Consider the following 22,430-nt stretch of genomic DNA (forward strand, 5'->3'; position numbering starts at 1 on the left):
GGTCGCGCCGGTGTAGGCTGGAGCGATCAATAGCTTTACCAAAAAAATCCGATGCCAGCTTCTGGCGTCGGATTTTTTGCATTTCCTGGTCCTCGTTTTCGGAGCGGGGACTGAAAGCCATGGGAGCGGCAGCCTGTTGGCGTTCCGTTCGCATGCTCCGAGCGGCTGCAGCGAGCCTCCTCGAGTAGTCTTGGACATGAACTGGGTAATACGTCTTGCGGGCCGCGCCAACTCGCTCGATTCGTTCGTGGTGTAGATAACTACCCGCATCTGATGCTTTGAGAGTGGAATGACGCTGCTGGCGGCGTGGTCATCGACCTGAATAGCCGGCGCCGATCTGTTCTAAAGACGCTGACTACGACGGTTCCAGTGGCCGATACGACTTTCGCCGCGAACTCCAATGCATTGGTCGAGCGTAAGCGCGGGGCGATGCTCCCTTCCACAGCACCTCGCTTTTGGCGCGTATGACTGCCTTCATCTGCAATCGAGCTCAGCTGGATTTGGGGTTGAGGCAGTAGATACAGAAGTGCTACCGAAATCAGCCGGTCTGGATGTTGCCACATGAAGCGCTGCAGTTTCGTTGGGCCATCGAGGGCGCAACGCGCGCGAGGGTGCGTCCTATGCCGTCAGGCGGGAAATGTGATCGGGTATCAGGGCAAGCCAGACGGCATGTAGGTATCGCAGCCGCCCGCTAAAACGAAAAAAAAGCTGCTCCCGGTGAGGGAGCAGCTTTCTTCGGTAGATGCCAGAAGCATCTGGTCACCACTGACCCGAGCGATGCTCGGGTCGTGCCAGCTCTTAGTGGAATTGGTTCATGGTGTTGTCTTTACCGCTTGCCTTCAGAGCTGCTTCGCCAGCGAAGTACTCCTTGTGGTTGTCGCCGATGTCAGAGCCAGCCATGTTCTGGTGCTTGACGCAGGCGATGCCCTGGCGCAGTTCTTCACGCTGAACACCTTTGACGTAGGCCAGCATGCCCTGGTCAGCGAAGTACCCTTTGGCCAGGTTGTCGGTCGACAGCGCGGCGGTGTGGTAGGTCGGCAGAGTGATCAGGTGGTGGAAGATACCGGCGTGGGCCGAACCGTCGCGCTGGAAGGTGCGGATCTTCTCGTCGGCAACTTTGGCCAGTTCGGTCTCGTCGTACTCGACGCTCATCAGCTTGGCGCGATCGTAGGCGGAAACGTCCTTGCCTTCGGCGACGAACGCATCGAATACCTGCTGGCGGAAGTTCAGGGTCCAGTTGAACGACGGGCTGTTGTTGTAGACCAGCTTGGCGTTCGGGATGACTTTGCGGATCTCGTCAACCATGGCAGCGATCTGACCAACGTGCGGCTTCTCGGTCTCGATCCACAGCAGGTCGGCACCGTTCTGCAGCGAAGTGATGCAGTCCAGGACGCAGCGCGCTTCACCAGTGCCAGCACGGAACTGGAACAGGTTGGACGGCAGGCGCTTGGGACGCAGCAGCTTGCCTTCGCGCTTGATCACGACATCGCCGTTGCCCAGTGCGGCCTCGGAAACTTCTTCGCAATCGAGGAAGGAGTTGTACAGGTCACCCAGGTCGCCCGGCTCTTTGGTTACGGCGATCTGCTTGGTCAGGCCGGCACCCAGGGAGTCGGTACGCGCAACGATCACACCGTTGTCGATGCCCAGCTCGAGGAAGGCGTAGCGTACGGCAGCGATCTTGGCGAGGAAGTCGGCATGCGGAACGGTCACTTTGCCGTCCTGGTGGCCGCACTGCTTCTCGTCGGAAACCTGGTTCTCGATCTGGATGCAGCAAGCGCCTGCTTCGATCATGCGCTTGGCCAGCAGGTAGGTGGCTTCCGGGTTACCGAAGCCAGCGTCGATGTCGGCGATGATCGGTACGATATGGGTTTCGTAGTTATCGATCTGGTTCTGGATTTCGTTCGCCTTGGCGGTGTCGCCAGCTTCACGAGCGGCATCCAGCGCGGTGAACAACAGGTCCAGTTCGCGGCTGTCTGCCTGGCGCAGGAAGGTGTACAGCTCTTCGATCAGGTCGGAAACAGCTGTCTTCTCGTGCATCGACTGGTCCGGCAGCGGTCCGAACTCGGAGCGCAGCGCGGCAACCATCCAGCCCGACAGGTAGAGGTAACGCTTGTTGGTAGTCTTCAGGTGCTTCTTGATGGAAATCAGCTTCTGCTGACCGATGAAGCCATGCCAGCAGCCCAGCGATTGGGTATAGACGGACGAGTCAGCGTCATACTCGGCCATGTCTTTGCGCATGATGTCGGCGGTGTACTGAGCGATTTCCAGACCGGTCTTGAAACGGTTCTGAGCGCGCATGCGAGCGACGGATTCAGGGTTGATAGCGCTCCAGCTGCTTCCAGCTGCTTCTTTCAGAGCGGCAACGGCCTTGATGTCGTTTTGATAAGCGGACATGGTCAATCCTTCAAAAAATACGTGGTTGGTTAAGCACGACTTTCCCACTTGAACCTGCATGCTTCCGCTGATGATGCGGGCAACACGCGGCAGAGCGTCGAAATACCGACCGAGACGAGGATTGAACCGAGGAGAGGAGGGTGTGCAGTTACGACCGACAAGAAGGCCTAGGCGAGCTGCGGAATGTGCGTGGCATTCCTGTATCTTCGGCGTGGTGCCGTCGATGACTCAGCGTACTGACATCTTCAAGCTGGTACGTCAATCGCTTCCCCGTCCCTCAGGACGACTCGTTCCAGTCGCAACCTCGTCAGTCCGCCTTGTGGGCAGTAAAGTCACGGAACGCCTCGCTGGTTGGCTGAGTGCGATCCGGAGGCCCTTCTCAGAGCCTCTGGTTAGCGGGAGCGGGGCCATAATGCGCCGAGCGATATGGTTCGTCAAATGTTTTGTAGTGCTTTTTTGTTGTCACTACATTTGTCCGAATCGGGCGTATGTTGCCCACCAACCTAATCCAGGGTCTCTACCTTGAGTCGTAGGGAAACGTCCTGACTGCCTTGAGTGGAGTATCGACGGAAGGTCCCGCTTTGATCGCTGCTAGCGCTCTCGTCGATACCACCCAGCGAAATCCACTCGCCAAGCCGCCCGCTGACGCGTGTGTCGGTTTCCTGAATGTCGATGGCATTCGGACGGACGCTGTTCAGGCGATCCTGATGACTGCTGATACTCACCTGCACGCGGTCGCCATGTACCGTAGCGGTGGCATAGAACCCACGGGTGACGTCGCGGTATTGCGTCTGTTGGTAGACCTGGCCATAACCATCCGTACCGCTGGTGGTAATGGGCACGCTCTGGCCTACCTGGATCAGGGCCGGATATCCCTCGGTGGCCTGGACCTGCTGAATGCCGCTGCCCTGGCTGCTGGTGCTGCGGCGAATGATGCGAACCTGATCGCGACCATTCTTCTCGCCGCGTCCCGCCTGTATTTCCACGTTGCCGCTGCCAATGGATCCGTCGATGCGATAGCCGTTTTCACGGCCTGTCGCCGTATTTTGCGTATCGATGCTGATGAGCAGCCTTCGCGGCTCGCTATCCAGCTGGGACAGCACGTTGCGCAGCTCACTGATAACCGCATCCGGTGCATTGACGATAAGCTGATTGCCATAGGCGTTGACCTTGCCTTGATCGCCGACGACGGATTGCGCGATGGGTAGAACATCTTCGGCCATGCGGTAATTCAGTGGGATCACTTCGGTTGCGGCCTGCAGCGAAAGGCTGGTGAATAGCGCGAGGGCAGCGAGCAGATGGCGAGTCATATCAAAAAGCTCCGCAGGTCGGGGTCGGACAGGCTATGGTCCCAGGCGGTATCGAATTGTCGTTGCAGCTGGCGGGCACGCCCTGGATCACTGTAAAGCGCATAGCCGCCGTTCTGGTCGGGCTCGGGACGAACCAGCGCGCCACAGTCGTCTGCCACGAGGAAAGCGCCCGATTGCACAGGATATTCGGGGTGACGCTTGCGAATCTGCATATTGCTGCTCAATCGGCGTGCCAGGCCGAGCAGGCGGTGTCCCTGTTTGACGGCACGCGAAGCGTCATCGAGCAGTACCCGCAGACGATTGCGCGGATGCGCCAGAAGAAATCGCACACAGGCCTGTTGAATGCTGCTGTGGTTGTATAGCAGCGGCTCGAAGTCAGGGCTGTACAGGCTCAAGCTGCGGTGCGCCTGGCCGAGCAGGGCGAGGGCATGCTGGCGCGCACTGTCGGAGGACTCGAACCGTTGTATTCCCAACGTCTGCCCCAGAACGAAAGGCGCGGCTTGCCACGGCTCGGGCGGGGTCTGCACGGCGGGCGGATTGTCGATCGCGAAGCGACCCGGCGACAGGAACTCGATGGCGGCCAGTTCAAGTACCGCGTCCGAGTGGTCCGGGCCGTCAATGCTCATGGCGCTCAGCTGCTTTTTCGAAGCATGTCGACATGAGGCAGGCCTGCCTCGAGAAACTCATCGCTGACCACCTCGAAACCGAGCCGTTCGTAGAAGGCGGTGGCGTGCACCTGTGCAGTGAGCCGTTGTTCGCTGAGGCCGCGGCGTTCGGCCTCCTGAATCACCGCTTTCATCAGCGCGCCTCCGACATGCATGCCGCGCCAATCGCGTAGAACTGAGACACGGCCAATGTGCCCGTCGCTGAGCAGTCGGGCCGTGCCGATGGGATAGCCGCTTTCCAGTGCGAGAAAATGCACGGCCTCCGCATCGTCCGCATCCCATTCCAGCTCGGGTGGAACGGATTGTTCGGCGATGAACACGGTTTCGCGAATTCGACGCAGGTCGGCGTTGTCCCGTTGCCAGTCGGCGATGCGAACTTCTATTTCACTCATCAGCGAACTCCAGACTTCCCTGTTTGACCAATTGCCACACCAGATTACGCCCATCCTCGTCACCCAGCCAGGCGGCAAGGTTCTCGGCGTGCAGTGCATCAGCGGAGCAGATCAGCTTCAGCAGATCGCGCAAGTGTGCCGGAAGCAGTCGGCTTTGGCCGCTGGCGAAGAGCAGCAAGCCTATATCGACTTCGCTCCAGGCCAGGCGGGCGCTGAGATTGCGCACCAGGACTGCGCCGTCATCGAGCGCCGAAAGCAGACCCTGTTCGTCGATATCGGGACCTTGCACACGCTCGGGGTAGCGCGGTTCGGTCATGAATTGGCCAAACCAGGTGAGCAACAACCGCTCATCACCCATATGCTCGGCGAGCATGGCGCGAAGGCGCTGCAACGCGTCGCTCTGGATCTGGTGCGGATCCTCGGCCGGAACCAGGTCGGCATCGCTGTAGCGTTCTTCATCAGGCAGGAACTGGGCGAGGAAGTCCGTGAAATGGGTGAGGACCTCCGCTGCGCTGGGCGCGCGAAAGCCCAGCGAATAGGTCATGCAGGCATCTTCTGCGGTCCCGAAGTGTGCCAGCCGGGGTGGCAGATAGAGCATGTCGCCAGGCTCGAGCACCCATTCGTCAGTACCTTGGAAGTCCGCCAGAATGCGCAGGTCGGCGTGGGGCAACAATGGGCTGTCGCTGTCGCACATCTGTCCGACTCGCCAGCGGCGCTGGCCTTGGGCTTGAAGCAGGAACACGTCGTAATTGTCGTAATGCGGCCCAACGCCGCCGCCCGGTGCGGCAAAGCTGATCATGACGTCATCGATTCGCCAGTTCGGCAGGAAGCGGAAGTGCTCGATGAGATCGGCGACCTCGGGAACCAGCTGGTCGACCGCCTGGACCAACAGCGTCCAGTTGCGCTCCGGCAAGTCCTGGTAGGTGTCTTCGCCGAAGGGTCCGCGGCGCAGTTCCCAGGGGCTGTTGCCGTGTTCGATGACCAGGCGCGACTCGACTTCCTCTTCCAGCGAGAGGCCTGCCAGTTCGTCAGGAGAAACCGGGCTCTCGAACGAGGGGATCGCCTGGCGAATCAGCAAAGGCTTCTTCTGCCAGTAATCGCGCAGGAACTCGCGTGCGCTGATGCCGCCGAGAATTTGCAAAGGAAAATCGGAAGTCATGCTTGTTACCTTGCTCTGCTACAGAGCTGCAAATAAAAACGCCCGGCACAGCCGGGCGTGCAAAAGAGGTGATGGCTCAGATCCGCTTGGCCTGGGCTGCGGCATTACCGATATAGCCGGCAGGGGTCATCTGGCGTAGCGCTGCCTTCGCCTCGGCGGGAATTTCGAGGCCGTCGATGAAAGCCTGCAGCGCCTCCGGGCTGATGCCCTTGCCGCGCGTCAGTTCCTTGAGCTTCTCGTACGGGTTTTCTACGGCGTAGCGCCGCATGACGGTCTGGATCGGCTCGGCCAGCACTTCCCAGCAGGCGTCGAGGTCCTCGGCTATGCGCGCTTCGTTGAGTTCCAGTTTGCCGATGCCCTTGAGGCTCGCCTCGTAGGCGATGACGCTGTGAGCGATGCCGACGCCCAGGTTGCGCAGTACGGTGGAGTCGGTCAGGTCACGCTGCCAGCGGGAGATGGGCAGCTTGCTCGCCAGATGCTGCAGTAGCGCATTGGCAATGCCCAGGTTGCCTTCGGAGTTTTCGAAGTCGATCGGGTTGACCTTGTGCGGCATGGTCGACGAGCCGATCTCACCCGCAACGGTGCGCTGCTTGAAATAACCCAGCGAGATGTAGCCCCAGATGTCGCGATCGAAATCGATAAGAATGGTGTTGAAACGCGCAACCGCGTCGAACAGTTCGGCGATGTAGTCGTGGGGTTCGATCTGGGTGGTGTAGGGGTTCCACGAAAGGCCCAGATCTTTCTCGATGAACTCGCGCGCATTGGCTTCCCAGTCGACGTTCGGGTAGGCCGAAAGATGGGCGTTGTAGTTGCCCACGGCGCCGTTGATCTTGCCCAGTAGCGGCACGGCTGCAACCTGCGCGATCTGGCGTTCGAGTCGGTAGACGACGTTGGCCAGCTCTTTGCCGAGGGTGGTCGGCGAGGCGGGCTGGCCATGAGTACGCGACAGCATCGGTACGTCGGCGTGCGCCACGGCCAGCGTGCGGATGGCGTCGGCGAGTTGACGCATCAATGGCAGCAGCACTTCGTCACGGCCCTCGCGAAGCATCAGCGCGTGGGAGAGGTTATTGATGTCCTCGCTCGTGCAGGCGAAGTGGATGAATTCGTTCACCTTGGCCAGTTCGGGCAGCTGCTTGGCCTGTTCCTTGAGCAGGTACTCCACCGCTTTCACGTCGTGGTTGGTGGTGCGTTCGAATTCCTTGACCCGTTCGGCGTGCTCGAGCTGGAAATTTTCAGCCAACTGGTCCAGCAGGGCGTTGGCTTCGTCCGAGAAGGGGGCAACTTCCGGAATTCCGGCGTGTGCGGCCAGGCGTTGCAACCAGCGAACTTCAACCTGAACGCGGCAGCGAATCAGACCGAACTCACTGAAAATGGGGCGCAGAGCGCTGGTTTTGCCGGCGTAGCGGCCATCGACAGGGGAAACCGCGGTGAGCGAGGAAAGCTGCATAGAGGGCATTCTCGGACAGTCGAGCAACGAAAAGAGGGCGCAGATTATACATGAAAGCGGACAGGTGACGGTCGCTGTGACCGGGTCGGTTGCGTTGTAGCCTGGTTCATTCCGCGCGAAGCATGGCGTAAAGCGCGTCGAGCAACCTGCGCCGGCTAAAGACCATTTGCCAACGATGGCCTCCCAGCTGGCGCCACAGCCGCGCCGCGCGAATGCCGGCTAGCAGGAGCGCGCGGATTTTGGCGGCATTGTCGGTTTGCTGCAGATGACGCATGTCGCCTTGCACCTGGATGCGCTGGCGAAAGGTGCTGAGCGTGTCCTGATAGAGGCCGCCGAACGAGGCGATCACATTCTCGTGGGTCAATCCGAAATGGTCGACCTGTTGTTGAATCTGGTCCAGACGACTGCCGATGACTTGCAGCATGTCGCCGCGTTTATCCAGTTGCCGCTCCAGGCCGATCATCGCCAGCGCATAGCGCAGGGGCTCGCGCTGAAGGCTGCTGGTGTCACGCTCCAGCGCGCCGACCAGGGCGCGGTAGCCATCGCGCAGGTTCAGGTCGTCTCCACCATATATCTCCAGCGCCGGCTTGTTCTCGCGTACGAGCAGGCTGCCCAACATGCTACCGAGTGCGGCATTCGGCACTTGACCAGTTCGGGCGATGCGGTCGACCAGTACCGCGGCTTCGAATACCGCCCCCAGGGCGATCAACTGTTCCTGCTGCGGTGTCATGCGTGAGCTCCGGCAAGCCAGCGCTCGGCCGTTTCGATCACGCCGCCGCCGAGGCAGACGTCGCCGTCGTAGAAAACCACGGACTGCCCAGGTGTCACCGCGCGCTGAGGCTCGTCGAAGACGACCCGATAGCCATCGCCGATCCGCTCCAACGTGCAAGCCTGATCGGACTGGCGGTAGCGTACCTTGGCCGTGAGACGCAGCGGTGCGGGCAATTCGATCGGGTTGACCCAGTAGATCTCGGACGCGAGCAGGGCGCGAGAAAACAGCCAGGGATGGTCATTACCCTGTCCGACAACCAGGACATTGCGGTCGAGGTCTTTGCTCAACACGTACCAGGGCTCGTCGCCGGCATCCTTGAGACCGCCGATGCCCAGTCCCTGGCGCTGACCGATGGTGTGATACATGAGGCCATGATGGCGGCCGATGACTTCCCCCTCCACGGTCTCGATGTCGCCCGGCTGAGCCGGCAGGTACTGCTTGAGGAAGTCGCTGAAGCGGCGTTCGCCAATGAAGCAGATGCCGGTGGAGTCCTTCTTCTTGGCCGTGGCAAGCCCGTGTTTCTCGGCAAGCGCACGGACCGCAGGTTTCTCCAGCTCTCCGACAGGGAACAGGGTCTTGCTCAGCTGTTCGCCGCCCACAGCGTGGAGGAAGTAACTCTGGTCCTTGTTGGGATCGAGCCCCTTGAGCAGCTCGCTGCGCCCGTCGCGGTCATGGCGGCGCACATAGTGCCCGGTAGCGATCAGGTCCGCGCCAAGTGACAGCGCATAGTCGAGGAACGCCTTGAACTTGATTTCGCGGTTGCAGAGGATGTCCGGGTTCGGGGTCCGCCCGGCCTTGTATTCGGCAAGGAAATGCTCGAACACGTTGTCCCAGTACTCTGCAGCGAAATTCGCGGTATGCAGCGGGATGCCGATTCGATCGCAAACTGCTTGCGCGTCGGCCAGATCCTCGCGTGCGGTGCAGTACTCGGTGCCGTCATCCTCTTCCCAGTTCTTCATGAACAGGCCTTCGACCTGATAGCCCTGTTCGAGCAGAAGCAGGGCGGAGACCGACGAGTCGACTCCACCGGACATGCCGACAATGACACGAAGTTTTTCAGGAGCAGCGGATGTTGAAGCGGGCATAGAAACTCGAAGTCAACTGCAAAAAAACGTGATTCTAACAGGCCGGTCAAGTGAGCGGTTAAGGCGGATCAGTCCCGAACGACCGCAAGGTCAAATGGCTGCCCTGCCAGGTAGTCATCGATGCAACGCAGTATCAACTCGCTTCGCCAGCGTTCCGGCTGGGCGACCAACTCGTCTCGAGTCATCCAGAGCGCACCTGTGATGCCTTCGTCGAGTGTCCGCTGCGGATCATGCGTGAGCGGTGTGGCCGCAAAGCAGACACGCTGATAGGTCACGCCGTTGCTCGGCGCGGTGTAGAGATAGATGCCTACCACGCCGCTTAGCTCGACCGTCCATCCCGTCTCCTCGAGCGTCTCGCGTAAAGCCGCCTGACGCAGTGTCTCGTTGGGCTCCAGGTGGCCGGCAGGTTGGTTCAGTACCAGCCGGCCGCCCTTGGATTCTTCGACCATGAGGAAGCGGCCATCTGCTTCGACGATCGTCGCCACCGTGATGTGGGGGTGCCAGGTCATGTCGGGTCTTCCTGTGTAAAGGAGCGATAGTATCGTTCGCACGTAGCGAAAACAGAAAACCCCGGCCTGGGCCGGGGTTTCGTTTACAGCGAACGCCGATTTACGCTAGCGGATCATGTCAGTGCGGCGAGCGCGGCGTTGAAGGTTGCGCTCGGACGCATGACCTGGCTGGTCAACTCCGAGTTGGAACGGTAGTAGCCGCCAATATCCACTGGCTTGCCCTGGACCGCGGCCATTTCGGCGATGATGGCTTCTTCGTTGTCGCTCAGCTGTTTGGCCAGCGGTGCGAAGCGAGCTTGCAACTCGAGATCTTCGGTCTGTGCCGCCAGTTCCTGGGCCCAGTACAGCGCCAGGTAGAAGTGGCTGCCACGGTTGTCCAGCTCGCCGGTGCGACGCGAAGGCGACTTGTTGTTGTCGAGCAGCTTGCCGGTGGCCGCGTCCAGCGTCTTGCCAAGCAGCTTGGCCTTGGCGTTGCCGGTCTTGATCCCGGTTTCTTCCAGCGATACCGCCAACGCGAGGAACTCGCCGAGCGAATCCCAGCGCAGGTGGTTCTCTTCGATGAGCTGTTGGACATGCTTGGGCGCGGAACCGCCAGCGCCGGTTTCGTACATGCCGCCGCCGGCCATCAGTGGAACGATGGAAAGCATCTTGGCCGACGTGCCCAGCTCCATGATCGGGAACAGATCCGTCAGATAGTCGCGCAGTACGTTGCCGGTCACCGAAATGGTGTCCTGGCCGCGGATCAGGCGCTCCATGCTGACGCGAATGGCCTCGTTGTAGCCCATCAGACGGATGTCCAGACCGGTCAGGTCGTGCTCCTGCAGGTAGGTTTCGACTTTCTTCTGCAGCTCACAATCGTGGGCGCGCTCGGGATCAAGCCAGAAGATTGCCGGCGTGTTCGATTGACGGGCACGAGTGACTGCCAGCTTGACCCAGTCGCGAATCGGCGCGTCTTTGGTCTGGCAGGCGCGCCAGATGTCGCCTTTTTCCACGTCGTGCTGTATCAGAACGGTGCCATCGGCGAGTACGACGCGCATGGTGCCGTCCACAACCATCTCGAAGGTCTTGTCGTGCGAGCCGTATTCTTCGGCTTTCTGCGCCATCAGGCCAACGTTCGAGACGCTGCCCATGGTGGTCGGGTCGAACGCGCCGTTGGTTTTGCAGAAGTTGATCATCTCCTGATAGATCCGCGCGTAGGTGCTTTCCGGCATTACGGCTTTGGTGTCCTTGAGCTTGCCGTCCTTGCCCCACATCTGCCCGGAGCTGCGGATCATCGCTGGCATGGACGCATCGACGATCACGTCGCTCGGGATGTGCAGGTTGGTGATGCCCTTGACGGAATCGACCATCGCCATTTCCGGGCGGCCGGCATAGCAGGCGTGGATGTCGTGGAGGATCTCTTCCTGCTTCGAATCGGGTAGCGCCTTGATCTTGTCATAGACGCTGCTCAAGCCGTTGTTCGGATTGACGCCCAGTTCCTTGAACAGCTCGCCGTACTTATCGAAGACGTCCTTGTAATAGACGCTGACGGCATGGCCGAACACGATCGGATGGGAAATCTTCATCATCGTGGCCTTCACATGCAGCGACCACATGACGCCCGTTTCCTTGCAGTCCTGCAGGGTCTCTTCGAAGAAGGCACGCAGTTTCTTGCAGCTCATGAACATGCCGTCGAGCACTTCGCCTTCCTGCAAGGAAAGCGTCTTCTTCACTTCGACCTGGCCGTCTTTGCCGACGAACTCGATACGCACGTCGCCAGCTTTGTCCATGGTGATGGACTGCTCACTGGAGAAGAAATCGCCACCGCGCATGTAGTCTGCGTGGGACTGGGAGGCCTTGCTCCACTTGCCCATGGAGTGCGGATGCTTGCGGGCAAAGGCTTTAACGGCCGCAGGTGCGCGGCGATCGGAGTTGCCTTCGCGCAGTACCGGGTTCACGGCGCTGCCGAGCACCTTGCTGTAGCGCGCACGGGCGTCCTTTTCGGCGTCGGTCTGCGGATCTTCCGGATAGTTGGGGATGTTGTAGCCAAGCGCCTGCAGTTCTGCGATGGCCGCCTTGAGCTGCGGTACGGATGCGCTGATGTTAGGCAGCTTGATGATGTTCGCGTCCGGCTGGTTGGTCAGCTCGGCGAGCTTGGCCAGGTCGTCATCGACTGCTTTGTCGGCGTCCAGCTGGTCGGCAAAACTTGCAAGAATGCGCCCTGCAAGAGAGATGTCACGTGTTTCGACGGCTATGTCAGCAGAGGCGGCAAAGGCTTCTACAATGGGCAGAAGCGAATAGGTGGCCAGTGCCGGTGCTTCGTCGGTGAAGGTGTAAATGATCTTCGAGCGGGTGGACATGTAGTGTTGACTCTCTCTTGCTGAGCGTGCACAGAGCCTCGAGGTGCGCAGGTAGGCGCGCTGGCTGTTTTGCGCCAGTTACGAAGCTCGCCGCGATGATGTTGGTTGCAGCACCACTAGAGTGTTGAGCGTTTGAACCGTCCGGCCACGGTTGGCAGCCTGGCGATTTCCGGAGCAAGGATCCCGTTGGAGACCGATTGACCCTTCATGACTCGTTAGTCACCTAAGCAGTATATCACCGCAGCCTGTTGTCGAAGAATGCCGGAGCCATACGACGAACGAACATATGGTTTCGGTCGATTCAACTGGGGTACTCTTTGAAGATGACCACTGTTTAATGTTTAACCACAAAACGGAGTCCAGCATGGGATACCAAAAGATCCAGGTGCCTGCCAGCGGTGACAAAATCACCGTCAATGCCGATAACACCCTGAATGTCCCCAACAACCCGATCATCCCTTATATAGAAGGTGACGGCATCGGTGTGGACATCAGTCCGGTGATGATCAAGGTGGTCGATGCCGCCGTCGAGAAAGCGTACGGTGGCCAGCGCAAGATCTCCTGGATGGAAATCTACGCTGGAGAGAAAGCGACCCAGGTCTACGATCAGGACACCTGGCTGCCGAAGGAAACCCTGGAGGCCGTTCGTGACTATGTGGTTTCCATCAAGGGGCCGTTGACCACGCCTGTCGGTGGCGGCATCCGCTCGCTGAACGTTGCGCTGCGCCAAGAGCTCGACCTCTATGTATGTCAGCGTCCTGTTCGTTGGTTCACCGGCGTGCCCAGCCCGGTGAAGAAGCCGGCCGATGTCGACATGGTGATCTTCCGCGAGAACTCCGAAGACATCTATGCCGGCGTCGAATGGAAGGCCGGCTCCCCAGAGGCGGAGAAGGTCATCAAGTTCCTTACCGAGGAAATGGGCGTCAAGAAGATCCGCTTCACGGAAAACTGCGGCATCGGCATCAAGCCGGTCTCGCTCGAGGGCACCAAGCGCCTGGTTCGCAAGGCCCTCCAGTATGCAGTGGATAACGATCGTAGCTCGGTTACCCTGGTGCACAAGGGCAACATCATGAAGTTCACCGAAGGGGCCTTCAAAGAGTGGGGCTACGAGGTGGCGCGTGAAGAGTTCGGCGCAGAACTGCTCGATGGCGGCCCTTGGATGCAGTTCAAGAACCCGACGACCGGCAAGAACATCGTTGTCAAAGACGCCATCGCCGACGCCATGCTGCAGCAGATCCTGCTGCGTCCCGCCGAGTACGACGTTATCGCTACGCTCAATCTCAACGGTGACTACCTGTCCGATGCGCTCGCGGCAGAAGTGGGCGGCATCGGTATCGCTCCGGGTGCCAACCTGTCCGACACGGTCGCCATGTTCGAGGCGACACACGGTACGGCGCCTAAGTATGCCGGCCAGGACAAGGTGAACCCTGGTTCGCTGATTCTTTCGGCGGAAATGATGCTGCGCCACATGGGCTGGGTGGAAGCGGCGGACCTGATCATCAAATCGACCGAGAGCGCCATCGCCGCGAAGACGGTGACCTATGACTTCGAGCGCCTGATGGAAGGTGCGAAGCTGATGTCCTGTTCCGAATTCGGCGACGCCATGATCTCCCACATGTAATACATGCGGGCAACACGAAAAGGCCGATCAATGATCGGCCTTTTCGTTACCTGGAGTCAGGCGTCTACGGTCGAGCCCTGTGAAACAGGCGCCACTGTTTCAGTCGTGCTCTGCAGCGATTGAATGTTGGTTGCGTGCAGGCCCTTGGGACCTTGCAGGATGTCGAACATGACCGCCTGCCCAGCTTTGAGCGTTCTATACCCTTCCATTTGTATGGCCGAGTAATGGGCGAACAGGTCCTCATCGCCGCCGTCTGCTACGATGAATCCGTAGCCTTTGGCGTTGTTGAACCACTTGACCTTACCGCTTAGCATGCTGTTATCCCTCTGCAAAGGAGTCCATCACTGGAGTAACATCCATTTCATTCCGCGCTGATGCAGCACATAGCCCATACGCGCAGCCCGTTGCCGTTGTGGCACATACTGTTTGTATCACCGTTTTGCCGATAGTCAAGGCGACTCGTCAGGTGGCTGTGAAGCCATTCCAATTACCCGGCCTCGGCGCCCCGATCTAGAACCGTTATACGCATGCGTGCATCTCCAGAGATTCGACTAATATTCAATCATGATCGTCCCAAACCGCTGGACGACGACTCCACCGGCCTAGCTGTCGAGGAGGCCAAACCGCTGCTGAAGGCACCACCGATGTTCAAAGTTGTCATGTTCAATGATGACTACACGCCGATGGATTTCGTCGTGGAGGTGCTTGAGGGAATTTTCAATCACAATCGGGAGCTCGCCACCAAGATCATGCTGGCGGTTCATACCGAAGGGCGGGCCGTTTGTGGCGTCTACACAAGAGACGTTGCTGAAACCAAAGCGATGCAGGTCAATCAATATGCAAGGGAGTGCCAGCATCCGTTGCTTTGTGAGATCGAGAAGGACGGTTAAACCCCGAGTGCTGGGTAAGAGGTGAAAGCTATGTTGAACCGTGAGCTCGAAGTCACTTTGAATCTGGCTTTCAAGGAGGCTCGTACCAAGCGTCATGAATTCATGACGGTTGAACATCTCCTGTTAGCCTTGCTGGATAACGAAGCAGCCGCAACGGTTTTGCGGGCCTGTGGGGCCAGTCTCGATAAATTGCGCCATGATTTGCAGGAGTTCATCGACTCCACGACGCCGTTGATTCCTCAACACGATGAGGAACGCGAAACCCAGCCAACCCTGGGCTTCCAGCGCGTGCTCCAGCGTGCTGTTTTTCACGTTCAGAGCTCCGGAAAGCGCGAGGTCACTGGCGCGAACGTTCTGGTGGCCATTTTCAGCGAGCAGGAAAGCCAGGCGGTGTTCCTGCTCAAGCAACAAAATGTAGCGCGTATCGATGTGGTCAATTACATCGCTCACGGGATTTCCAAAGTGCCGGGTCATAACGGCAACCCGGAAAGCGATTCGGACATGCAGGACGAGGAGGGCGGCGAGTCGGCCGCCTCCGGCAATCCGCTCGACGCATATGCCAGCAACCTCAACGATTTGGCCCGTCAAGGACGGATCGATCCCTTGGTTGGCCGCGAGCATGAAGTCGAACGGGTCGCGCAGATTCTTGCTCGGCGCCGCAAGAACAACCCGTTGCTGGTCGGTGAGGCCGGAGTCGGTAAAACGGCGATCGCCGAGGGTCTCGCCAAGCGTATCGTAGATCGCCAGGTTCCAGAGTTGCTGGCGGATAGCGTGGTTTACTCGCTCGACCTGGGTGCGTTGCTTGCCGGGACCAAATATCGCGGCGATTTCGAGAAGCGCTTCAAGGCGCTGCTGAACGAGCTGCGCAAGCGTCCCCAGGCGGTGCTGTTCATCGACGAAATCCATACGATCATCGGGGCCGGCGCGGCCTCGGGTGGAGTGATGGACGCGTCCAATCTGCTCAAGCCGCTGCTGTCGTCGGGGGAGATTCGCTGCATCGGCTCGACCACCTTCCAGGAGTTTCGCGGCATCTTCGAAAAAGACCGAGCGCTGGCTCGACGTTTTCAGAAGGTCGACGTTTCCGAGCCCTCCGTGGAGGACACGATTGGTATCCTGCGCGGCTTGAAAGGCCGTTTCGAGCAGCATCATGGCATCGAGTACAGCGACGAGTCTCTTCGCGCCGCCGCCGAGCTGTCTTCGCGTTACATCAATGATCGGCACATGCCCGACAAGGCGATAGACGTCATTGACGAGGCGGGCGCTTACCAGCGCCTGTTGCCGGAGGATAAGCGTGCGCCGCGAATCGATGTCGAGCAGGTTGAGAACATCATCGCGAAAATCGCACGCATACCACCCAAGCATGTCAGCACGTCGGATAAGGAATTGCTGCGCAATTTGCAGCGTGATCTGAAGCTGACGGTCTTCGGTCAGGATGACGCCATCGACTCGCTCGCGACCGCTATCAAGCTGTCCCGGGCTGGGTTGAAAGCTCCTGACAAGCCTGTCGGTTCATTCCTGTTCGCCGGCCCCACCGGGGTCGGTAAGACGGAGGCTGCCCGGCAACTGGCGCGCGCACTGGGTATCGAGCTGGTTCGCTTCGATATGTCCGAGTACATGGAGCGCCATACCGTGTCTCGGTTGATCGGTGCGCCGCCCGGCTATGTCGGTTTCGATCAGGGCGGGTTGCTGACCGAGGCCATTACCAAGCAGCCTCATTGCGTGCTGCTGCTCGATGAGATCGAGAAGGCGCACCCCGAGGTATTCAATCTGCTGCTGCAGGTCATGGATCACGGCACTCTGACGGACAACAACGGCCGCAAGGCTGATTTCCGCAACGTGATTCTGATCATGACCACGAACGCTGGCGCGGAGACCGCTGCCCGGGCTTCGATTGGCTTCACTCATCAGGATCACGCCTCGGATGCCATGGAGGTGATCAAGAAGAGCTTCACGCCTGAGTTCCGCAATCGCCTGGATACGATCATCCAGTTCGGTCGTCTGAGCCATGAAGTCATCAAGAGCATCGTCGACAAGTTTCTCATCGAGCTGCAGACGCAGCTTGAGGACAAGCATGTCACGCTCGAAGTGTCGGATGCGGCCCGTGGCTGGTTGGCCGAGCGTGGCTATGACCCTCAGATGGGCGCGCGACCAATGGCTCGTTTGATTCAGGATAAGATCAAGCGACCGCTGGCCGAGGAGATTCTGTTTGGGGAGTTGGCCGAGCATGGCGGCGTGGTGCACATCGATATTCGCGACGGTGAACCCTTCTTCGAGTTCGAGACGTCAGCCGAACTGGCATAGCCTAGGCTAGCTTGTTGCGCCTAGATGAAACGCCCGGCATTTGCCGGGCGTTTTCATTTGACTGCACTTGTCGCCTGCGAGTGCTTCCAATACATGCTGCGCGGTGGCTGAGCAATAAATAGTTCAGCGCAACAAAAAGCCCGGCGGTTGCCGGGCGTTCGTCCTCGCGGTCCGTTAACGGGCGCGGTAAGTGATACGACCTTTGCTCAAGTCGTAAGGCGTCAGTTCGACGCGAACCTTGTCACCGGTCAGGATCCGGATGTAGTTCTTGCGCATCTTCCCAGAGATGTGCGCAGTAACGACGTGCCCATTTTCCAACTCCACACGAAACATGGTGTTGGGCAGGGTGTCGACGACAGTACCTTCCATTTCGAAGCTGTCTTCTTTCGACATTCAGTAAAGCCCTCGGTGTCCAATGAGTAACCCGGCGCGAAAAATGCCCGGGTAAAAGCGGCAAGTATTGTGCCTGAAAGGGCCCTGAGAGCCAAGGGCTCAGCTCAGAGTAATCCAGCGCTGGTTGACCAGCAGTTCGATGGGGCGATACTCGGTTTTGTAATTCATCTTGCGGCAATTCTTGATCCAGTAACCCAGATAGATTGCCTTCAGCCCGAGCCGCGCCGCCTCGCCGACCTGCCACAGGATGGCGAAGCGGCCGAGGCTTCGGCGCTCTTCGTTCGGGTCATAGAAGGTGTACACCGCGGACAACCCGTTGGGCAGCACATCGGTAACCGCCAAGGCGAGCAACCGTCCTTCCAGGCGGAACTCGTAGAAACGGGAAAAGGGAAGGTCGCGTACCAAAAAGGTATGGAACTGGTCTCGGCTCGGCGGGTACATGTCGCCGTCCGCGTGGCGTTGCTCAATATACGTGGCGTAGAGCGAATAGTACTCTTCGGTGAACGAGGGGCGAACGTTGGTGACGGTCAGATCGGCGTTGCGCTTGAGGATGCGTCTCTGCTGGCGATTGAGCTGTAGCCCTTCAGCGGGTATGCGAGCGGGGATGCAGGCGGTGCAGCGTTGGCAGTGCGGACGATAAAGGTGGTCGCCGCTACGGCGAAATCCCATTTCAGACAGCTCGGCGTACACCTGCACGTCCATCGGCTGGCTGGGGTCGAGGAAGAGCGTCGTGGCCTGTTCGTCGGGCAGATAACTGCACGCATGAGGCTGGGTCGCGTAGAACTTGAGACGAGCCAATGAAGTCATGGTCAGTTCTCGGAAATCTTGTAATCAGTGTAGGTCAGCTCGGCTTCGTCGACTAGGGCTCCCATCGGGCTGGACCGGGTTCATCCAGGTGCTTTGCGAGCGCTTCGGCGAAGATCCGGCGGGGGATTGTTCGCGCGCCGAAACTGGCCAGGTGTTGCGTCGGCATCTGGCAGTCAATCAATTTGAAATCCCAGTCTCGGAGACGTTCCACTAATGTCACGAAACCCACCTTGGACGCATCGGTCGTGCGACTGAACATCGATTCACCGAAGAATAGCCGACCCATGGCGAGGCCATAGAGGCCCCCGACCAGCTGTCCGTCTTGCCAGACTTCAACCGAGTGCGCGACGCCAAGCTGATGCAGTTTGATGTAGGCGTTCTGCATCGGTGTCGTGATCCAGGTTCCGTCGGCATAGTCGCGTGGTGCGGCGCAGCCTTCTATGACGTCTCGGAATGCACGATCGAACGTAACGTCGAATACGCCCTGGCGCAGTTTTTTGGCTAGGCTGCGCGAAACATGCAGTTCCTCAGGGTAGAGCACTGTGCGTGGGTCGGGGGACCACCACAGCAGCGGCTGCCCCTCCTGATACCAGGGAAAGCAGCCATGACGGTAGGCAGCCAGCAAGCGCTCGGGCGACAAGTCGCCGCCGGCCGCGAGTAGCCCGTTGGGTTCACGCATCGCCGTCTCCAAAGGGGGAAACGACAGCTCGTCGCGCTGCAGCCAGGTCAGCATATCGGTCGTCACGAAGGGGCGGCGAACCCGCCCCGGAGTGGGTTACTGGTCCAGGTACTTTTCCGCATCGAGTGCGGCCATGCAGCCGGCACCAGCGGATGTAATGGCTTGACGATAGACGTGATCGGCCACGTCGCCTGCCGCGAATACGCCCGGTATAGTCGTGCAGGTGGCGTCGCCCTCGCTGCCGCCCTTGACCTTGAGGTAGCCATCTCGCATGTCGAGTTGGCCCTGGAACAGGTCGGTGTTGGGCTTGTGGCCGATGGCGATGAAGACGCCCGCCAGCTCGAGCTTCTGCTCTTCACCCGACAGGGTGCTTTTCAGGCGAACACCGGTGACGCCACTGGCATCGCCCAGCACTTCTTCCAGGGTATGGTTCCAATGCAGGCGAATGTTGCCGTTGGTCGCCTTTTCCATGAGCTTGTCCTGGAGAATCTTCTCCGAGCGCAGCTTGTCGCGACGATGGATCAGGTGCACTTCCTTGGCGATGTTCGACAGGTACAGCGCTTCCTCGACAGCCGTATTGCCGCCGCCGATCACGGCTACCACCTGGTTGCGATAGAAGAAGCCGTCGCAGGTGGCGCAGGCCGATACGCCGCGCCCGGCGAACGCCTCTTCCGATGGCAGGCCGAGATACTGGGCCGAGGCGCCGGTGGCGATGATTAGGGCGTCGCAGCTGTAGGTGGCGCTGTCGCCCTTCAGGACGAACGGGCGCTGCTGCAGCTCGGCGGTATGAATATGGTCGAACACCACTTCGGTATCGAAGCGTTCCGCGTGTTTCTGCATCCGTTCCATCAGTGCCGGGCCGGTGAGACCCTCGACATCGCCCGGCCAGTTATCCACTTCGGTAGTGGTGGTGAGCTGGCCGCCAGGCTGGATACCGGTGATCATCAGCGGTTTCAGATTGGCGCGGGCGGCGTACACCGCGGCGGTATAACCGGCCGGGCCTGAGCCGAGGATGATCAGACGTGAATGCTTGACTTCATTCATAAAAAGCCCTCATAAGCCTTTGTTGCGAATAGAGAAGCGTGCTCCAGTCGAGCCGCGCTGAAAAAACTGGCGTTTATGCTACACCGAAGCATCGCGAAAAGCCCAAGCCGGCGCGGAACCGGCATGCCATCGAATCGACAAACCCGTACAATGTCCAATTATCTGGCTGAATACGGTTCATAGAGAGCGCCCTGGGCGCAGGAAATAAAGCGTTTTGAAGAATACCTCCTCTACCGCGCCGGCTTCCGTCTGGCGACAGCAATTGCATTACCGTCTCAAAGAGGGTGCCTTGATCGCGCTCGGAGCGCTGTGCGCGTACCTCTGGATGGCATTGCTGACCTACGACCCGGCCGATCCGGGCTGGACGCACACCAGCAACGTCCAGCAAGTCCAGAACGCCGCCGGCCGCGCCGGGGCCTGGTTCGCCGATGTGCTGTTCATGGCCCTCGGTTATTTTGCCTTCCTGTTTCCGTTGTTACTGGGCATCAAGACCTGGCAGGTGTTCCGTGCGCGGCACCAACCCTGGACCTGGAACGGCTGGCTGTTTTCCTGGCGGTTGATCGGGCTCGTATTCCTGATTCTTTCAGGCTCTGCGCTGGCTTATATTCACTTCCAGTTCGCCAATAATCTGCCTGCGTCGGCGGGTGGGGCATTGGGCGAAAGTCTTGGGCAGCTCGCCGAGGCGGCGCTCAATGTTCAGGGCAGCACCTTGTTGTTGCTGGCTTTCTTCCTGTTTGGTCTCACGGTATTTACCGATCTTTCCTGGTTCAAGGTAATGGACCTGACCGGCAAGATCACCCTCGATCTCATCGAGCTGATCCAGAGCCTGTTCAGCCGCTGGTGGTCCGCTCGTAACGAACGTAAGCAGCTCGTTGCGCAGCTGCGTGAAGCCGATGACGTGGTCAACGAAGTAGCCGGCTCACTCCCCGATCGTCGTGAACGCGCCAAGGTGAAGGAGCGCCTGCTCGAGCGGGAAGAGTCGCTGAGCAAGCACATGAGCGAGCGCGAAAAGCGTCCGGCGCCGGTGATCCCGCCAGTTGCACCGCCGAAGCCGGTCGAGCAGAGCAAGCGCGTCCTGAAGGAAAAACAGGCCAATCTCTTCGTCGACCCGCTGATCGAGGGCAGCGTGCCACCGCTGTCGCTGCTGGATGTCGCTGAAAAACAGCAGAAGCAGTACTCGCCCGAATCGCTGGAAGCCATGTCGCGGCTGCTGGAGATCAAACTGAAGGAGTTCGGCGTCGAGGTCATCGTCGAGTCGGTTCATCCGGGCCCGGTCATCACCCGTTTCGAGATTCAGCCAGCGGCCGGGGTCAAGGTCAGCCGGATCTCCAACCTGGCCAAGGACCTCGCACGTTCACTGGCGGTGATCAGTGTGCGCGTGGTCGAGGTGATTCCCGGCAAAACCACCGTGGGCATCGAGATTCCCAACGAGGACCGCCAGATCGTACGGTTCTCCGAAGTACTGTCCTCCGCTCCCTATGACGACGCCAAGTCGCCGGTCACCATCGCGCTCGGCCACGATATCGGCGGCAAACCGGTGATTGCCGACCTGGCGAAGATGCCCCACCTGCTGGTCGCCGGTACCACCGGTTCGGGTAAGTCGGTCGGCGTGAACGCGATGATCCTGTCGATATTGTTCAAGTCCACGCCGGAAGACGCACGGCTGATCATGATCGACCCGAAGATGCTCGAACTGTCTATCTACGAAGGCATCCCGCATCTGCTGTGCCCGGTCGTAACCGATATGAAGGAGGCGGCCAACGCGCTGCGCTGGAGCGTCGCCGAGATGGAGCGTCGCTACAAGTTGATGGCGGCCATGGGCGTGCGCAACCTGGCCGGCTTCAACCGCAAGGTGAAAGAGGCGGAGGAGGCCGGTACGCCGCTCACCGATCCGCTGTATCGCCGCGAGAGCATGGAAGATGAGGCGCCACTGCTGAAGAAGCTGCCGACGATCGTCGTGGTGGTAGACGAGTTCGCCGACATGATGATGATCGTCGGCAAGAAGGTCGAAGAACTTATCGCGCGTATCGCACAGAAGGCGCGGGCAGCGGGCATCCATTTGATCCTCGCGACCCAGCGCCCCTCGGTGGACGTGATCACCGGCCTGATCAAGGCGAACATCCCGACTCGCATGGCATTCCAGGTCTCGAGCAAGATCGACTCACGCACCATCCTCGACCAGGGCGGCGCCGAACAGCTGCTCGGCCACGGCGACATGCTCTATCTCCCGCCGGGCACCGGATTGCCGATTCGCGTACACGGCGCCTTCGTATCCGACGATGAGGTCCATCGCGTAGTGGAAGCCTGGAAAGCCCGCGGTGCACCTGACTACATCGAGGAAATCCTCGCAGGGGCCGAAGAGTCCGGCAGTGGTTTCGACGGCGGCAGCGGTGAAGGTGGTGGCAGCGAAGGCAGCGAGGAAGATCCGCTATACGATGAGGCCGTGCGCTTCGTTACCGAAAGCCGTCGCGCCTCCATATCCGCGGTGCAGCGTAAGCTCAAGATCGGCTACAACCGCGCGGCTCGAATGATCGAGGCCATGGAAATGGCAGGTGTCGTCACCTCAATGAATACCAATGGCTCGCGCGAAGTGCTCGCGCCGCCTCCCATCCGCGATTAGTCG

Annotated in this window: 19 protein-coding genes; 4 read left to right on the top strand and 15 right to left on the bottom strand. The window is 59.7% G+C overall.

Annotated features, from left to right (window positions below; all coding sequences use genetic code 11):
- Positions 1 to 798 precede the first annotated feature (798 nt).
- The 10 genes from KCX70_RS10370 to KCX70_RS10415 form a co-directional block, all read right to left on the bottom strand.
- On the bottom strand, positions 799 to 2,394 hold the full coding sequence (locus KCX70_RS10370) for an isocitrate lyase (RefSeq protein WP_102850753.1): 1,596 nt from the start codon (positions 2,392 to 2,394) through the stop codon (positions 799 to 801).
- Positions 2,395 to 2,897: 503 nt separating this feature from the next.
- On the bottom strand, positions 2,898 to 3,704 hold the full coding sequence (locus tag KCX70_RS10375; RefSeq protein WP_102850751.1) for a secretin N-terminal domain-containing protein: 807 nt from the start codon (positions 3,702 to 3,704) through the stop codon (positions 2,898 to 2,900).
- Positions 3,701 to 4,330, bottom strand: a complete 630-nt coding sequence (locus KCX70_RS10380; protein ID WP_212620112.1) for a histone acetyltransferase HPA2 — start codon at positions 4,328 to 4,330, stop codon at positions 3,701 to 3,703. The genes KCX70_RS10375 and KCX70_RS10380 overlap by 4 nt, the downstream gene beginning before the upstream one ends.
- 5 nt (positions 4,331 to 4,335) lie before the next feature.
- Positions 4,336 to 4,761 carry a GNAT family N-acetyltransferase gene (locus KCX70_RS10385; RefSeq protein ID WP_102850749.1) on the bottom strand — a complete coding sequence of 142 codons (426 nt, stop codon included), beginning with the start codon at positions 4,759 to 4,761 and terminating at the stop codon, positions 4,336 to 4,338.
- Positions 4,754 to 5,920 carry a cupin domain-containing protein gene (locus KCX70_RS10390; RefSeq protein ID WP_212620113.1) on the bottom strand — a complete coding sequence of 389 codons (1,167 nt, stop codon included), beginning with the start codon at positions 5,918 to 5,920 and terminating at the stop codon, positions 4,754 to 4,756. The genes KCX70_RS10385 and KCX70_RS10390 overlap by 8 nt, the downstream gene beginning before the upstream one ends.
- A 76-nt stretch (positions 5,921 to 5,996) precedes the next feature.
- Positions 5,997 to 7,367 carry an adenylosuccinate lyase gene (gene purB, locus KCX70_RS10395; protein ID WP_102850747.1) on the bottom strand — a complete coding sequence of 457 codons (1,371 nt, stop codon included), beginning with the start codon at positions 7,365 to 7,367 and terminating at the stop codon, positions 5,997 to 5,999.
- Positions 7,368 to 7,473: 106 nt separating this feature from the next.
- Entirely contained in the window at positions 7,474 to 8,097 is a 624-nt protein-coding gene (gene hflD, locus KCX70_RS10400) for a high frequency lysogenization protein HflD (RefSeq protein ID WP_102850746.1), read from the bottom strand.
- Positions 8,094 to 9,224, bottom strand: a complete 1,131-nt coding sequence (gene mnmA / locus KCX70_RS10405; protein WP_165788457.1) for a tRNA 2-thiouridine(34) synthase MnmA — start codon at positions 9,222 to 9,224, stop codon at positions 8,094 to 8,096. Before mnmA ends, hflD begins: the two co-directional genes overlap by 4 nt.
- Before the next feature lie 68 nt (positions 9,225 to 9,292).
- Entirely contained in the window at positions 9,293 to 9,733 is a 441-nt protein-coding gene (locus KCX70_RS10410; RefSeq protein WP_212620114.1) for an NUDIX hydrolase, read from the bottom strand.
- A 113-nt stretch (positions 9,734 to 9,846) separates the two neighbouring features.
- Positions 9,847 to 12,072 carry an NADP-dependent isocitrate dehydrogenase gene (locus KCX70_RS10415; protein ID WP_212620115.1) on the bottom strand — a complete coding sequence of 742 codons (2,226 nt, stop codon included), beginning with the start codon at positions 12,070 to 12,072 and terminating at the stop codon, positions 9,847 to 9,849.
- A 364-nt stretch (positions 12,073 to 12,436) separates the two neighbouring features.
- On the opposite strand from KCX70_RS10415, the gene icd reads away from it, so the two are divergent.
- The gene (gene icd / locus KCX70_RS10420) at positions 12,437 to 13,693 is read left to right on the top strand and encodes an NADP-dependent isocitrate dehydrogenase (RefSeq protein WP_102850742.1); all 1,257 of its coding nucleotides are present in this window, start codon (positions 12,437 to 12,439) and stop codon (positions 13,691 to 13,693) included.
- A 56-nt stretch (positions 13,694 to 13,749) separates the two neighbouring features.
- Here the strand turns inward: icd and cspD are convergent, their stop codons facing one another.
- On the bottom strand, positions 13,750 to 14,007 hold the full coding sequence (gene cspD, locus KCX70_RS10425; protein WP_021207794.1) for a cold shock domain-containing protein CspD: 258 nt from the start codon (positions 14,005 to 14,007) through the stop codon (positions 13,750 to 13,752).
- A gap of 213 nt (positions 14,008 to 14,220) precedes the next feature.
- Here cspD and clpS point away from each other — a divergent pair, with 213 nt between their 5' ends.
- Both clpS and clpA read left to right on the top strand, forming a co-directional pair.
- Positions 14,221 to 14,583 carry an ATP-dependent Clp protease adapter ClpS gene (gene clpS, locus KCX70_RS10430; protein WP_021207793.1) on the top strand — a complete coding sequence of 121 codons (363 nt, stop codon included), beginning with the start codon at positions 14,221 to 14,223 and terminating at the stop codon, positions 14,581 to 14,583.
- Positions 14,584 to 14,613: 30 nt separating this feature from the next.
- Positions 14,614 to 16,884, top strand: coding sequence for an ATP-dependent Clp protease ATP-binding subunit ClpA (clpA, locus tag KCX70_RS10435; RefSeq protein ID WP_021207792.1), 2,271 nt, complete (start codon positions 14,614 to 14,616; stop codon positions 16,882 to 16,884).
- Between the two features lie 174 nt (positions 16,885 to 17,058).
- Here clpA and infA read toward each other — a convergent pair whose 3' ends face one another.
- The 4 genes from infA to trxB all read right to left on the bottom strand — a co-directional run bounded on the left by infA (position 17,059) and on the right by trxB (position 19,807).
- Entirely contained in the window at positions 17,059 to 17,277 is a 219-nt protein-coding gene (infA, locus tag KCX70_RS10440; RefSeq protein WP_002553999.1) for a translation initiation factor IF-1, read from the bottom strand.
- 99 nt (positions 17,278 to 17,376) lie between these two features.
- Complete coding sequence (locus tag KCX70_RS10445) at positions 17,377 to 18,084, bottom strand: arginyltransferase (RefSeq protein WP_102850741.1); 708 nt, start codon at positions 18,082 to 18,084, stop codon at positions 17,377 to 17,379.
- A 52-nt stretch (positions 18,085 to 18,136) separates the two neighbouring features.
- Positions 18,137 to 18,817 carry a leucyl/phenylalanyl-tRNA--protein transferase gene (aat, locus tag KCX70_RS10450; protein WP_212620116.1) on the bottom strand — a complete coding sequence of 227 codons (681 nt, stop codon included), beginning with the start codon at positions 18,815 to 18,817 and terminating at the stop codon, positions 18,137 to 18,139.
- A gap of 42 nt (positions 18,818 to 18,859) precedes the next feature.
- Positions 18,860 to 19,807, bottom strand: coding sequence for a thioredoxin-disulfide reductase (gene trxB, locus KCX70_RS10455; protein ID WP_021207789.1), 948 nt, complete (start codon positions 19,805 to 19,807; stop codon positions 18,860 to 18,862).
- Positions 19,808 to 20,021: 214 nt separating this feature from the next.
- On the opposite strand from trxB, the gene ftsK reads away from it, so the two are divergent.
- Positions 20,022 to 22,427, top strand: a complete 2,406-nt coding sequence (ftsK, locus tag KCX70_RS10460) for a DNA translocase FtsK (protein ID WP_212620117.1) — start codon at positions 20,022 to 20,024, stop codon at positions 22,425 to 22,427.
- The last annotated feature ends 3 nt before the right edge of the window (positions 22,428 to 22,430 follow it).

The organism is Stutzerimonas stutzeri, from assembly GCF_018138085.1.
In the GTDB taxonomy this organism is placed as follows: domain Bacteria; phylum Pseudomonadota; class Gammaproteobacteria; order Pseudomonadales; family Pseudomonadaceae; genus Stutzerimonas; species Stutzerimonas stutzeri_AI.